A 13,452-nucleotide genomic window follows, 5' to 3' on the forward strand; every position below is an offset into this window, starting at 1 on the left:
GAGGTGACGTATGGCCCAGCGTGAGTGGGTCGAGAAGGACTTCTACAAGGAGCTCGGTGTCACCTCTGACGCCGGCAAGGACGAGATCAAGCGCGCCGCGCGCAAGATCCTGGCCGAGAACCACCCGGACCGCAATCCGGGTGACACCGCGGCCGAGGAGCGGTACAAGGCCGCCTCCGAGGCCAAGGAAGTGCTGACCGACGACGCCAAGCGCAAGGAGTACGACGAGACCCGTCGGCTGTTCGCCAATGGCGGCTTCGGTCGGCGCGGCGGCGCCGCCGGTGGTTTCGGTGGGTTCGCAGGCGACGGTGTCGAGTTCAACCTCGGCGACCTGTTCGATCAGGCCGGCCAGGCCGGCGGGGCGAACATCGGCGACCTGTTCGGTGGGCTGTTCGGCCGGGGCGCTCAGCAGCCCCGGCCGAGTCGCCCCCGGCGCGGCAACGATCTGGAGACCGAGACCGAACTGTCGTTCCTGGAGGCCACCAAGGGCGTGGCGATGCCGTTGCGGCTCACCAGCCCGGCACCGTGCACCAACTGCCACGGCAGTGGCGCCCGCCCGGGCACCAGCCCGAAGGTGTGCCCCAGCTGTAACGGCGCCGGGGTGATAAACCGCAACCAGGGCGCGTTCGGCTTCTCCGAGCCGTGCACCGAATGCCGCGGCAGCGGGTCGATCATCGAGCACCCCTGTGACGAGTGCAAGGGCACCGGCGTGACGACCCGGACGCGCACCATCAACGTCCGGATCCCACCGGGTGTCGAGGACGGTCAGCGGATCAGGCTGGCCGGCCAGGGTGAGGCGGGTCTGCGCGGTGCGCCCTCGGGTGACCTCTATGTCACCGTGCACGTGCGCCCCGACAAGGTGTTCGGGCGCGACGGTGACGACCTGACCGTCACCGTGCCGGTGAGCTTCCATGAATTGGCGCTGGGCGCAACGCTTTCGGTGCCGACGCTGGAGGGCAAGGTCGGCGTGCGGGTACCCAAGGGCACCTCCGACGGCCGGATCCTTCGGGTGCGGGGCCGCGGAGTGCCGAAACGCTCCGGCGGGCACGGCGATCTGCTGGTCACCGTGAAGGTGGCGGTGCCGCCCAACCTGGAAGGGGAAGCGGCCGAGGCGCTGGAGGCCTACGCGAAGGCCGAGCGCGCAACGGGTTTCGATCCGCGCGCGGGATGGGCGGGTAACGTCTGATGGCGCGCAAGGACGAAGCCCGCACCTTCCTGATCTCGGTGGCCGCCGAGCTGGCCGGTATGCATGCCCAGACCTTGCGCACCTATGACCGCCTGGGTCTGGTCAGACCGCAACGCAGCTCCGGGGGAGGTCGGCGTTATTCGCAGCACGACGTCGACCTGCTCCGTGAGGTGCAGCGGCTCTCGCAGGACGAGGGCGTGAACCTGGCCGGGATCAAACGGATCATCGAGCTGACCAATCAGGTCGACGCCCTGCAGAGCCGAGTGGCCGAACTGACCGCCGAGGTCGGACGGCTGCGCAAACCCAGCACCGCGCTGGTGCTCTGGCAGCCCCGGAGCAAGCGCTAGATCGAGTACATGATCGACTAGCGCCGGGTACGCAGCAGCGAACCCGGCGTTCGTCGTATCGGCCTCCAGGTCAGGACGCCGGCTTGTTCAGAAACTGGTTGTCGAGAAAGCCTGCATAGTCGGGCAATTCGGTAGTCGGTTCGATCGACTTCTGCGTCTTTGCCCACTCGCCGAGGTCGGTCAGCTTGGTCGCCAGGTCTGGTTGGAGCTCGATCGTGTAATCGAACTCGGTGAGGACCGTCTGCAGCAACGCAGGATCGAGCTGCGTTGCCTTCGCGACGGCATCCGTCGCTGCCTGATCCTGCTCGGACAGAGCGGCGCTCGCGTCATCGAGTGCAGCGAAGAAGGCGGTCATGGCCTCACCCTTGGACGCGATGGCCGGTTCGGTGGCGATGAAAAGGCTGTGCTGCCGGTAGCTTCCGCCATCCAGCTCGACCACATCACCGTCGAGCGCTTGGATCGTCTGAGCCTGGTACGGCTGAAAGATCGACACCGCATCGACATTGCGTTGGGTGGCGGCGGTGACCATGGCCGACGGCGCCACCTGTACCAACTCCGCGTCGATAGCGTTGTCCGCCAATACACTGGAGATGTAGTAGGCGGCACTCGTTCCGAGGGGAGTGCCGATACGCTTGCCTGCGAGGTCGGCCAAGCCGTTGATGCCGGCGCTGTGCCGCGCGACGACGCGTGAGCCTTCCCAGCGTGAACCATCGGCGACCACGCGCAACGACGGGGTCCGGGTGAGAGCTGCCGACGTGGGCACGTCGGCAGCCGTGGTGATATCCACCTGGCCGGCTGCTGCCGCTTGTAGTGCCTCCACCCCGGACTGGAAGTTGATCACCTTCACGTTGACGTTGTGTTCGGTGAATAGTCCCGTGTCGGCCGCAACCGGTATCTGTGCCCACGACGGGTCGACGACGAAGCCGACTGTCAGCTCGTCGGCGGCAGCGCTTTTCGAGTCAGTGCAACCGGCCAGCGAGGCGGTCAACGCCATCGCGGTCAGTAGGGCGGACAGTGTTCTTCTGAGGGTGATCTTCATGGGGATTTCTTTCTCTGGTTCCGGGGTCAATGCACGGCGTGGTCGATGCCGAGTTGGTGATGCAGGGTCTTGCGGATATCGCTGTAGCCCGGCTGATCCGCAAGTGCGTCGGCAGGTCGCGGGCGGCTGAGTGGATTGGTGATCTGGTCGACGATCTGGCCATCGTGGAGCACGCTGACGTTGTCGCCCAGCCTTATTGCCTCGTCGATGTCGTGGGTGACGAAGATGATCGTTCGGTTGAGCCGCGTCCACAGGTCGATGAGCAGGTCTTGCATGCGTAGCCGGGTCAGTGCGTCCAGCGCCGCAAACGGTTCGTCCATGAGCATGACGGTCGGTTCGCCTGCGAGCACCCGCGCGATGCTCACCCGCTGCCGCATGCCCCCGGAGAGTTCGGACGGCCGTCGATGAACGACATCAGGCTTGAGTTCCACAAGGTCGAGTAACTCCGCGATGCGTTCGCGCCGTTCACCTTTGGCGATTCCGCGCGCGGTCAGTGCGAAGTTGACGTTGCCGCCGACGCTCATCCACGGGAACAGCACGTCGCGCTGGAACGCGACACCGCGGCGTGGGTGCGGTGCGGTGACCGGGTCACCGTTGTCGGTCACCGACCCTGACGTGGGTGCGATCAGCCCCGCCAGGCAATGCAGCAGAGTCGATTTCCCACTTCCCGATGCGCCGACGAGCACGGTGAACGAACCGTCGGGGATGACCATGGAGATGTTCTTGAGTGTCGGCTCCGGCGTCTGGCCGAAACGCACGACGAGGTCTCTGACTTCGATCGCCATATCAGCGTTGCTCCTGGGCCCAGCGGGTGAACGGCGTGGTGGCCGAATGGATCAACAAGTCGCAGAGCGCGCCGATCAAACCTAGAATGATCAGGCAGAAGATTAACCGGTCGGCTTGTGAGAAAAGCTGCGCCTGGTAGATACGGTAACCGATACCGGCAGTGGTGCCGGTCATCTCGGCGACGACGATCAACACGAAAGCCATTGCGGCGCCGACCCGCAGACCGGATGCGATGTCCGGCGCGGCAGCGGGCAGGATGATCCTGGTCAGGATCTGCCACCGCCCGGCACCGAGGCATCGCGCGGCCTTGAGGTAGTCGACAGGGGTGCCGGCCAGGCCGTTGTGACTGTTGATCCACACCGGGACGAAGACACCCAAGGCGATCACCAGCGTCTTGCTGTTCTCGCCGAGCCCGAACCACAGGATGGCCAGGGGGACCAGTCCTATGGTCGGGATCGGTGCGAAAACCCGGAGAACCGGTTGGAGGAGGTTACGGCCCGCCGCTGTGGTGGCGGTACACACGGCGATCACGACACCGGCGATCGCGCCGATGACGAAGCCTGTCGCGGCCCGTCCCACGCTCGCGACGATGTCATCGGCGAGTAGTCCGTCCGACCACAGAGTTCCTCCCGCCGAGAGGATTTGCGGCACGCTCGGGAACAGTTGCCGAGGGAACTGTCCGGTCGCCACCACCAGTGACCACACCATCGATGCAAGCAACAGGCCGGCGATCGTCCAACCCAGAGTCCGCACGCGCCGAGTCGCCGCACGGGGTAACCGGAGCTTCCGTCCGCTGTTTCTTGGTGACGAGGCATCCATGGCGTGCGAGTCGAGAGTCGCTGTGTGTACGTCCGTCGTCATGGCCGTAGGTCGATCTTCTGCAGGGTTGCCCGTGGTGTGGTGTCGGGCACCCAGTCGAACGGCACCGACTGTGCCCGGTAAACCAGCGCCGTGAGGCTGAGCCGGTCGACCCCGGCGACCCTGGTCTGCTTCACCTCCGGTTCGCCGGCCACACCGTATCCCTGGTAGGGGCTGTGATACTCCCAAACGATGTCGCCATCTGGCGTCACCTGAAACAACCGGCCCTGCATTCCTTCGGTGATGAGCGTGTTGCCGTTGGGTAGGCGCTGCGCATTGCTCACGAACGAGCTGAAGAACGTCCACGGGGGCAACCCCGAATCCTCGGCGGTGTACTGCCAGACGATTTCCTCGGTGACGGGATCGATCTCGAGTATCCGTGAACCGGCGTAGATGCCTATCGAGGCGGGTGGATAACCGGCGCCACCCTGATTGTCGAACACCAGGATGTTGCCTGCCCCGGGGAGTCCCGGGGCAATCATGTGCGGATTGTGTTGGCCCGAGGTCTGATCGACGGGGCGCGGCACCTTGTGGACGCTGATCCGTTGGTGCTGGGCTCCTGCTTCCGCAGGGTAGTAGGGGCCGAGTTTCCACACGAGCGCGCCCGACCGCTTGTCGACGAGTCCGATGATGTTGGCCTTGCGGAAGCTGATGAGGATGTTGTCGGGGTGGAACACAGCGTCGGGACGCGCGTCGAACCAATGGTTCTGCCCGAGCGACTTGGCACTGTTCATCTCCAGATAGCCCCACGGGTCCTCGGGGTCACGAGATGCCGTCTCGCGCAGCGCAGCCCAACCGGTGTCGGAGAAGCCGAACTCATCCAGATGGTCCCCGGCCAGCCACTGCCACACGATCTGGCCGTCCGGCGAGACCTCGTAGAGCCCTTGATCACCGACGACATGCTCGCTCAGGCCCGGCACTACACGCGGGACCGTCACGAGAATGAGCCGGTTCCCGTTCGGTAACAGCTCCCAGTCGTGGTTCTGCCGGGCGGCGCCACCGGGTGCCTCGGTGCCCCATTCCCAGACGTGTTCGCCACTCCAACTCAACTGTCCGACCGTGCCGTTGGCATAGATTCCGCCCCGGGAGTCGCCACTGTCGGACAGTTGGACCCCGACGTCACCAAGGCGCCCGCCGTTGAGTGCCGGATCGAGAATTCGCGGTGGAACGCCCGCATAGGGCCATTCGTGCAGGACCGTGCCATGCAGGTCGATCAGTCGTGTGACGGAATCGGCGCCGGTGAACAACACGAAGCTGTCATGGGCCAGCTTGGGATCCAGATAGGTGACTCCGGCGAGTCGTACGAATGCCATGTCAGCTACTCCACCAACGGCCTGTTACATCCATAGGTCCTCCTCGTAAAAGTTCTAATCGATTAGCGTAACGAGATCTGCGCGCGGTAGAACTGTCTCGATCGGCGTGAATAAAAGCGTCGACCACGATGTGGATGACCGAGAGGGTGCTCGGGAGTGACTGGAAAAAGGCCGACGTTGGCGGATGTGGCCAATCGGGCGGGGACGTCGACCGCAGTGGTCAGCTACGTGCTCAACAACGGGCCGCGGCCGGTGTCAGAATCCTTGCGCGCCAGAGTCGTCAGCGCGATCGAGGAGTTGAACTACCGGCCGGATCTGCGCGCTCGGGCGCTTCGGCGGCCGCGCCGGTGGCGCCAGATCGGGCTGTTGGTACCGGACCTGACGCTGCCGCTGTTCGGACAGTTCGTGGGCCGGTTGGAAGTAGAGGCGCGGGCCCGTGACCACCTGACCATGATCGGCAACACCGGGTACGACCCGGAGCGCGAGCTCGAATTCGCGACGGCGTTCGCCGAGGTGGGTATCGACGGGTTGATCGTCATCGGTGCTGCGAATGCGCAGGAAACTGCCAGACTGTGTGTGCAGGAACGTATACCGGTCGTATGGATGCACAGCGTCCGTGGTCAGGTGGCCACCGAGATAGTCGGGATAGATCACGTCTACGCAGGAGAACTCGTGACGCGGCACCTTGTCGATGAGCATGGGTGCAGTGACATCGCCTTCGTCGGTGGATTCACCGAGGACGATGTTCGGCACGGTGACCGCGAGACGGTCGGGCAGCGGTTCGCCGGTGCCGGTGCTGCCGGTGCAGACGTGCTGCTGGTGCGCACCGACCTGACCGCGGATTCCGCCTATGTCGCGGTGCGAAATCTGCTGCGCGGCAAAGTTCCGCAGGCCCTGGTCGTCGGCACCTTCGGACAGCACGAAGCGGTGCTGCGCGCCGTGATCGACGCAGGACTGGGTATCCCGGGCGATGTCCGAGTGGTCGGATTTGATGGCGGACACACCGAGTACGGGCAGTTCCGCCTGACCGCTGCACAACAACCCGTGGATGGAATGGCGCGCCTGGCCCTTGGTCGATTGTTGGATGGTGCGCCGGCCGAGCCGGACCCGCTCGCAGCGTCACTGAAGATCGGAACCACGTGCGGTTGCTAGTCGCACCGAAACTGACGAATTGGCGGAATCTACTCGGCTTTTCGGGCCCGTTTGTTCGGTTGGGCGGATCAGGTGACGGTGATGGTGAACTCGGAGGTGACCGGGACACCGTCGGCCACCCGGTAACCGCCGCGGCGCAGCGCGTCGGTCGGCGCGGCCATCGGCTCGATGGCCACCAGCGCATCGGCGGCCGGCGCGAACAATTGCGCCGCCGGATAGCCGCGGACGAACCGCACCTCGATGCGGTGGCGGCCGCCGGTGATCGCGAACACCGCGCCCTCGGGTACCTCGTCGAACCCGTCGTCGAGCACCCGGTCGGCCAGCGGCGCGGACCCGGCCGGCCACGGTTCGTGCGCCCCGGTCGGCAGGCCGCGGTCATCCACCGGCAGGTGCCGCATCGCCGGGGTGGTCAGCACCCACTCCGAGCGCGGCACCCCGGGAATCGTGAAGTACGGGTGATAACCGAAACACAGCGGCACGGCGATACCCGAGGGCGGGGCCACCAGGGTCGCGATGGTCAGCGTCCGGTCGGCCAGCATCACCCGCTGGGTGAGCACATGCGAGAACGGGAAGGCCGCGAGCAACTCCGGCGTGTCGAAGTCCAGCACGGCGGTCAGCTCATGGGAAGTCCGCTCGGTCACCCGCCAGCCGCGGTGGGCGGCGAGCACACCGTGCATCGGCGACCCCTGCGGATCGGTGCGCACCCCGGCCACGCCGGTCAGGTCCACGGTCGTCGAGCCGGCCCCATATTCGTTGCCGCTCAACCGATTGGCCCACGGATACAGGATGGGGATGCCCATCGTCTTACCGTCGGCGATGTAGGCGTCCAGACCGCGGCGCTGGCCCAGGAACTCGTCGTCACCTTCGGCCAGCGAAATGCCGATCATGCCGGCACCGGGTGCGAAGGTGGCTGTCAGCGCCGAGGACGGATCACGCAGGGTCTCGAACACAAGGCAATCCTTTCACGACAGCGGATCGTGCTGAATCCGTTCCCGTGGCGCCCCCTTGGCGAGCAGCGCGGCCTTGGTCGCGGTCACCATCTCCGGCCCGCCGCAGATCAGGATCTGGCGGTCACCCCAGCCGCCGTAGCGGGTCACCACCTCGGGCAGCAGGCCGGTCTGGCGGACGTGCAGGCCACGGGGTGGTGTGGGGTCGGGATAGTCGGCCGCCCACGGCGGATCGGTGGAGTACTCCGACACCGGGGTCACCGACAACCAGGGATTCGTCGATGCGATCTGCCACAGCGTGGGCAGGTCGTAGAGATCGCTCGGGAATCGGCCGCCGAAGAACAGGTGCACCCGCGGGTTCACCGCCTCGCGACACAGGTCCATGATCAATGCCCGCAGCGGCGCCAGACCGGTACTGCCGGCCACCATCAGTACATCGCCACCATCGCGGTCGACGTGCAGGCCGCCGTGCGGATGCGACAGCCGCCACCGGTCACCGACCTCGGTCTCCCCGATGATCGCCGGGCTGACCATGCCGCCGCTCACCGAGCGGATGTGGAACTCGACGGCACCACTGCCGTCGGCCGGGATCGACGGGCTCAGATACCGCCACCGGCGTGGCCATTGCGGAACCTGGACGGTGACGTACTGACCCGGGTGGTAGGACAGCGGTTGGTCGAGTTGCAATCGCACCACCGACACGTCGCGGGTGGCGCGGATGTGCTCGAGCACGGTGCCATCGCAGAACGGCGGACCCTGCTCGGCCTCGGCGGCCCCGCGCATCACACCGACCACCAACCCCACGAAGTCCTGGGTGGCCTCGGCGATCCGGCCCTCCCAGACGTAGGTCAGATGATCCTTCAGGGTGGCCAGCAGCGCCAGCTGCATGGTGTCGTAATGCGCCTGGGTGACACCGTATTTGCGGTGATCGCGACCCAACTGGGCCAGGAAGGCGACCGGCTCGTCGGCGCGCCGGGCGATCATCTCGCTCAGCAACCAGCTCAGCGCCTGACCGAAGGCATGCCGCTGGCGGGTGAGGTCGGGCGGGAACAGGTCGCGCGCGCCGGTGTCGATGGCGAACCAGCGGGTGTAGAAGCGGCCGATCAGCGCGTCGGCGTGCGGTGCGCGCGGGTCGACGGCGGCACGCAGCGTCTGCAGCGCGTCGCGATCATCGATTCCCACAGCCGCCGAGTGTAGGTCAGCCCGTCACAGACCGTGAATTCCCTTGTACAGCACCATGATGCCGATCACCACCAGGATCGCGGCGACCAGCGTGGCGTGCTGCTGCTCCATCCACCGGCGCAGCCGGGCCAGCGGCTGGGCCAACCGGTCTCCGCTGATCACGTAGCCGATCACCGGGATGGCGACCGTCGATGCGGCCACCGCGACGAAGCACGGCACGGCCAGCCAGGCATGTTCGATGCCGACGCCGGCACTACCGATGGCCAGGCCTGCGGCCACGCACATGAACAGCACCTTGGGGTTCACCGCCACCAGCACCGCCGCGGTGGCCAGCGCCCGGCTCGGGGTCAGGCCGGTGAGCTTGCCCATCCAGGCCGGTGAATGTTCGGACTGCTTGCGGGTGGCGAACTTGTAGCCACCGAAGATGATCAGCAGCGACCCGACGACCACCCGCAGCCACGACGCCCAGCTCGGCGGCTCGTCGAACGAACCGATCAGCCCGGACACGGCCAGGAACAGCGATGTCAGCACACCCAGCCCCAGCACCCAACCGGCCAGGAAGGCCAAACCGGTCGGACGTGGTCGGGGACTGTCCAGGGCGAGCACCGCGGGAATGATCGTCAGCGGTGACAGTGCGATCACCAGGCCCAGCGGGGCGAGCTCGGCCAGCAGTGATCCCCAACCAGCGGTCATGCAGCAGAAGGTAGCAAGTCACCGGTCAGTATTCGCACCACTTCCATTCGCCGCGCTCCGACACGAAGGCGATCTCGTCCGCGTCCTCGCCGTGGTTCTCGATGATGGCCGCCGCCGACGCATCGTCGATCTCCAGTTCGACGATCGTCAGGTCGAAGGTCCCGTCGGCGCGGGCATCACTGAGCTCCCTGTCGGAGAACACATCCTGGGCCAACAGCGCGGTGCACAGCATCTCCCGTAGCCCGTCGAAGTCGCGGTTGTTCCAGGCGGATTCGAAGGCATCGACCAGATCCCTGATCTGCTCCTCGGCCGTCCACGGCCGGGCATCGGCGGGCGCGGCAGCGGTGCCCGACACCGCCCGGGTGCATCCGGTCACGGCGATGACCGCGCAGGCCAGCACCAACACCCGCCTCATGGATGCTGCCGCATGCCTTCGACCTCGTTGTGCCCGAGGGTGTCGACGAAGCGCGGACCGTGGCGGTCGAGCTCGTCGCGGTAACCCTCGGCCCAGCCGCCGAAGGGCTGATGGGCCAGGTATTCGTTGCGGAACCGGTCATCCTCGGAGACCTCTGTCGCACAGAACGCCGGGATGGCCAGGTCGACCACCGGTGCGTTGCGCTCGACCTCGGCCAACAGCAGGGGAGCGTTGCGGCCCAGGAACCGGTCGATGACCCAACCGTCCTCGCCCAGCCACGCCGAGTAGCGCACCTTGGCGATGACGTGGTCGGCGCGGGCGACGATCTGCCCGGCGACCAGCGGATCGAGATCGCGTTCGGCCTCGTAGCGGGTGCCGCCGGCGGCCGGACCCTTGGCCGTCATGGTGCCGATCGCGTCGTCGCCGAGGGCTTCGATCAGCGCCGCGGGCGGTGAGTCCAAATCCTCAGGGGCGGGCCCCTGCACGCGGATGCGGACCGCATAACCGTCGGCGGCGAACAGATAGGCCTGCACGATCAGCATGGGGCGGGGGTCGAGCGCAGCGACGGCGGGTAACTCCCGGACGTAGAACTTCCGCTCGAACTCGAAATCGCCGAACTCGGACTCAGACATATGACGACGTTAGTCGCGTCATGCGGTCACAGCGCAGCGCTACCGGGTGTGTCGACATACGTATCGCTCATGGACCCATGTGTCGGGATACCAACTCAGCTTCGGCGGCGATGGCCTCCTCCGGTGTCGGAAGTCCGAGTCCATGTACGAGCAACTCGCGTGCAGAAGGCTCGTCCTGGCCTTGCACCCGAAGCATGCCCGAGATGAGCTCGTACTGTCCCGCACGCCCTTTCGCTGCCGCGACATCGGCGACGGCGAGTATCTCACGCGCCAGTTCCGCTTCGGTCATCGTCATGGATTGGGCCGACAAACTCACGCTGTGGACGCAGCCATCGATCTTCGCCGATACGGTGACTGTTCCCGACGCGTTGGTCGCGAAGAAGACGACTTCGGATTCCTCCGCGCCGGAGTCCGAGTCTGCGTGGTCGAAAGCGCTCAAGCCGGTTGCTTCCTCGGAGTGCAACATGTCGGTGTAGATATCAAAGGCGCTCAGGCCGCTGTCTGAGTCATCGTGCAGTGGTTCGTCGTAGTCGGTCATCGCGGTTGCCCGGGAATCTGCCCGTCGATCGCGGCGCGTCCCTGTGCATCTGTGCCTGTGTAGAGGTCTGCAGCAGTGCCGAGATTCGCTTCATGTGCTTGAGAGGTCGTCTCCAGCGCGATGCATGCACGCTTCCGGGCCTCGGCGACCCGTGATGCCGCCGCGGCGGCGCTGCTACAGGCCGTTCCGTGCGTGCGCAGGATCGCGGCATCAATGCCGTCTGTGAGGTGGGTCGCCTGTGCGATTTGGGTGGCGGCGTCGCCGTGTTTGGATGCCAGATCGCGCAGATGGCTCGGAGTCACCCGTAATTCGTCAGAGGGGCCGCCGGGCGTTGTCATCGCACATCCTCACATTTGAGTTGGATAGCATTCTGCGGCAATCGCGTCGTAGGCCTCGGCCGCCTTGTCCATCGTCCTGGCCGAGTGTTCAGAGTGCTCGCTGAGTCGATTCATGTACCAAATGCACGTGGGCAACGAGACACCGACCACTGCCATTTCGATCTCAAGCGACATTGCCTTTCCCACGCGTGGGATTGCGCGCGCGGCGAGTGCTGGTGCAATGGCGTTGCCCATGAGTGTCGCTGCGTTATTGAGAATCCTGCGGGTGTTCTCGACGGCACCCGCCTCCGATGAGATTGCCATCAACACGTCGAGGTCAGCATCGGGCATCCTACGGGCCCGGTTCTTCTGGCTTTGGTTCGCACTCTTGTAGGCGTCCGCACCCTCACCCGTCCATCGCGAGTCGGGAAACGCAGATTCGAGCCCATCGGCAACCGTGTTGAAGCGTTGCGCGCTCTGGCTGTATCCATCGCCGTCTTCTGGCGTGTTCGTCCAGCCACATTGCAACTGCATGCCCAGCACCGTTTTCAAGCCGCCCTGGATGATCAGAGTCTGCTTCGCCAGCGGCAGCATTCCTTGCGCAACGGAGGCAACCTCGCCGAGGTCGGCTGCGCGATTCCACATCGCGTCGATACCGTTCTCACTGATCAACTCGGCAGTGCTGAACAATCCGGAGACGATCTCGCCTGCTGCGCCGATAGGTCCGACGGGATCTATTCGCTGCATGGTTTCGGCGACCGTCTTCATGACGTCGCCGTACATGTCGAACAGATCCACCGCCCGCACCCCCCTTATTCCGAATCTAACATTCAGAACGGGTCCATCGGAGCGCGAAATTCGGTGCGGCCATGTGCCTGTTTGCCAATAAGATCGGATGGTAGAGAGCGGGGGCGATTATTAGCGATTCGACGGCACCGGGGCAGGCCGGCTGGTTCTGCGATCCGTGGAAACCCGGACAAATTCGATTCTTCGACGGACGCGTGTGGACGTCGCAGGTTGCACCCGAACCACCTTCGGCGTCGAAGTACCCGCTGGAGCAGCCCACCCTATTTCTTCGGGAATTGTCCGGACCCGGTGATAGCCAGTTGGTCTGTCAGTTAGAAGACTCGCGCGGCAATGCGGTTGCCAGAATCTACTCGCGAGATTCGGTGCCGATCACAATCGGCCGGGGTAGCGAACCGCTTGCCTTCGACATGGGGAGCGCGGCGGGCGTGCCCATGCTGAATTTCAGCCGGATAGGTGGGCGCAAAGATCAGCAGTTGACCGTGCGTGAACCCGGCGGCCGGACGTTGGGCTGGTTGGTTCGGTCGGGTTCGTTCTGGAGGAGATTTCGGACCGGCTCGACCGATCTCCGATTGGAGAGTGAAGACGGCCTGCACGGGCTTGCGAGTCTGTTCGTCAACCCCGCCGACAACGCCGATAAAACGGCGCGGGGCGTATTCGATGCTGAAGGCGACACGATTGCGACGATTTCGCCGGTGGAGTGGGGTATCGATACGCCTGCGCGGCGACTGGTATATCGGCTCGACTGCCTGCGGGTGACTAGGGCTCCCATGCCCAGCCTGTTGCTCGCGGTGCTCTTCATGCAGTACCTGCTCGACCGTCTTGAGTATCGCGATGGCCTTCTCGATCGTGCCGCCAGGCTCGCTTCCCGCCCCACCTGGGAGCAGTAGTCGGTAGGCGTCGTCAAAAAAAGATAGAGTTGAGCGGAACAGACTCAACCTTGACTGCGTTGAACCACACGACAAGCATTTTCACCCAGCTGCACAACCTAGAAAGGTAGGTGTCGTGGACTCGTTCAATCCGACCACGAAGACCCAGGCGGCACTGACCTCGGCCCTGCAGGCGGCGACGTCCGCAGGCAACCCGCAGATCACTCCCGCTCATCTGTTGATGGCGTTGCTCACCCAGAACGACGGCATCGCTGCACCCCTGCTGGAGGCGGTCGGAGTCGAACCCGCGACCATCCGGACCGAGGCCGAACGCCTCATCGCCCGGCTCCCCAGCGCGTCGGGCTCCAGCTCGC

16 protein-coding genes and 1 tRNA gene are annotated in these 13,452 nt (G+C 65.3%); 4 read left to right on the forward strand and 13 right to left on the reverse strand.

The features are described from left to right. Positions 1 to 10 precede the first annotated feature (10 nt). Entirely contained in the window at positions 11 to 1,186 is a 1,176-nt protein-coding gene (gene dnaJ / locus ACWDUN_RS19405; protein ID WP_449931492.1) for a molecular chaperone DnaJ, read from the forward strand. Beyond that, a complete protein-coding gene (locus ACWDUN_RS19410) occupies positions 1,186 to 1,533 on the forward strand; it encodes a heat shock protein transcriptional repressor HspR (RefSeq protein WP_449931494.1) in 348 nt (115 codons plus the stop codon). Before dnaJ ends, ACWDUN_RS19410 begins: the two co-directional genes overlap by 1 nt. Positions 1,534 to 1,603: 70 nt before the next feature. Here the strand turns inward: ACWDUN_RS19410 and ACWDUN_RS19415 are convergent, their stop codons facing one another. From ACWDUN_RS19415 to ACWDUN_RS19430, 4 genes are all read right to left on the reverse strand, one after another. Next, the gene (locus tag ACWDUN_RS19415) at positions 1,604 to 2,572 is read right to left on the reverse strand and encodes an ABC transporter substrate-binding protein (RefSeq protein WP_449931496.1); all 969 of its coding nucleotides are present in this window, start codon (positions 2,570 to 2,572) and stop codon (positions 1,604 to 1,606) included. A gap of 26 nt (positions 2,573 to 2,598) precedes the next feature. Next, on the reverse strand, positions 2,599 to 3,357 hold the full coding sequence (locus ACWDUN_RS19420; RefSeq protein WP_449931498.1) for an ABC transporter ATP-binding protein: 759 nt from the start codon (positions 3,355 to 3,357) through the stop codon (positions 2,599 to 2,601). A gap of 1 nt (position 3,358) precedes the next feature. Then, complete coding sequence (locus ACWDUN_RS19425) at positions 3,359 to 4,111, reverse strand: ABC transporter permease (protein WP_449931500.1); 753 nt, start codon at positions 4,109 to 4,111, stop codon at positions 3,359 to 3,361. A gap of 104 nt (positions 4,112 to 4,215) precedes the next feature. After that, positions 4,216 to 5,529, reverse strand: a complete 1,314-nt coding sequence (locus tag ACWDUN_RS19430; protein ID WP_449931502.1) for an aryl-sulfate sulfotransferase — start codon at positions 5,527 to 5,529, stop codon at positions 4,216 to 4,218. A 156-nt stretch (positions 5,530 to 5,685) separates the two neighbouring features. Here ACWDUN_RS19430 and ACWDUN_RS19435 point away from each other — a divergent pair, with 156 nt between their 5' ends. Continuing rightward, complete coding sequence (locus ACWDUN_RS19435; protein WP_449931504.1) at positions 5,686 to 6,681, forward strand: LacI family DNA-binding transcriptional regulator; 996 nt, start codon at positions 5,686 to 5,688, stop codon at positions 6,679 to 6,681. A 68-nt stretch (positions 6,682 to 6,749) separates the two neighbouring features. Here the strand turns inward: ACWDUN_RS19435 and ACWDUN_RS19440 are convergent, their stop codons facing one another. The 8 genes from ACWDUN_RS19440 to ACWDUN_RS19475 all read right to left on the reverse strand — a co-directional run bounded on the left by ACWDUN_RS19440 (position 6,750) and on the right by ACWDUN_RS19475 (position 12,203). Continuing rightward, positions 6,750 to 7,631, reverse strand: a complete 882-nt coding sequence (locus ACWDUN_RS19440; RefSeq protein ID WP_449931506.1) for an aldose 1-epimerase — start codon at positions 7,629 to 7,631, stop codon at positions 6,750 to 6,752. A gap of 12 nt (positions 7,632 to 7,643) precedes the next feature. Further along, positions 7,644 to 8,810: an FAD-binding oxidoreductase gene (locus ACWDUN_RS19445; protein WP_449931508.1), complete on the reverse strand. Its 1,167-nt coding sequence runs from the start codon at positions 8,808 to 8,810 to the stop codon at positions 7,644 to 7,646. 24 nt (positions 8,811 to 8,834) lie between these two features. Then, positions 8,835 to 9,503 carry a GAP family protein gene (locus ACWDUN_RS19450; RefSeq protein ID WP_449931510.1) on the reverse strand — a complete coding sequence of 223 codons (669 nt, stop codon included), beginning with the start codon at positions 9,501 to 9,503 and terminating at the stop codon, positions 8,835 to 8,837. 25 nt (positions 9,504 to 9,528) lie between these two features. After that, positions 9,529 to 9,918 (reverse strand): Rv0361 family membrane protein, encoded by a 390-nt coding sequence (locus ACWDUN_RS19455; RefSeq protein WP_449931512.1) that lies wholly within the window; start codon positions 9,916 to 9,918, stop codon positions 9,529 to 9,531. Continuing rightward, positions 9,915 to 10,550 (reverse strand): hypothetical protein, encoded by a 636-nt coding sequence (locus ACWDUN_RS19460; RefSeq protein ID WP_449931514.1) that lies wholly within the window; start codon positions 10,548 to 10,550, stop codon positions 9,915 to 9,917. Before ACWDUN_RS19460 ends, ACWDUN_RS19455 begins: the two co-directional genes overlap by 4 nt. A 67-nt stretch (positions 10,551 to 10,617) precedes the next feature. Beyond that, complete coding sequence (locus ACWDUN_RS19465) at positions 10,618 to 11,088, reverse strand: DUF2694 family protein (protein WP_449931516.1); 471 nt, start codon at positions 11,086 to 11,088, stop codon at positions 10,618 to 10,620. Beyond that, positions 11,085 to 11,426: a type VII secretion target gene (locus ACWDUN_RS19470; protein WP_449931518.1), complete on the reverse strand. Its 342-nt coding sequence runs from the start codon at positions 11,424 to 11,426 to the stop codon at positions 11,085 to 11,087. The genes ACWDUN_RS19465 and ACWDUN_RS19470 overlap by 4 nt, the downstream gene beginning before the upstream one ends. Positions 11,427 to 11,435: 9 nt before the next feature. Then, the gene (locus tag ACWDUN_RS19475) at positions 11,436 to 12,203 is read right to left on the reverse strand and encodes an EspA/EspE family type VII secretion system effector (protein ID WP_449931520.1); all 768 of its coding nucleotides are present in this window, start codon (positions 12,201 to 12,203) and stop codon (positions 11,436 to 11,438) included. Positions 12,204 to 12,322: 119 nt separating this feature from the next. Between ACWDUN_RS19475 and ACWDUN_RS19480 the strand changes: the two genes are divergently transcribed. Next, the gene (locus ACWDUN_RS19480) at positions 12,323 to 13,099 is read left to right on the forward strand and encodes a DUF2510 domain-containing protein (RefSeq protein ID WP_449931575.1); all 777 of its coding nucleotides are present in this window, start codon (positions 12,323 to 12,325) and stop codon (positions 13,097 to 13,099) included. Positions 13,100 to 13,359: 260 nt separating this feature from the next. Here the strand turns inward: ACWDUN_RS19480 and ACWDUN_RS19485 are convergent. Next, positions 13,360 to 13,433 (reverse strand) — tRNA-Arg (locus tag ACWDUN_RS19485). Positions 13,434 to 13,452: the final 19 nt, after the last annotated feature.

It is taken from the genome of Mycobacterium sp. NPDC003323 (assembly GCF_053589535.1).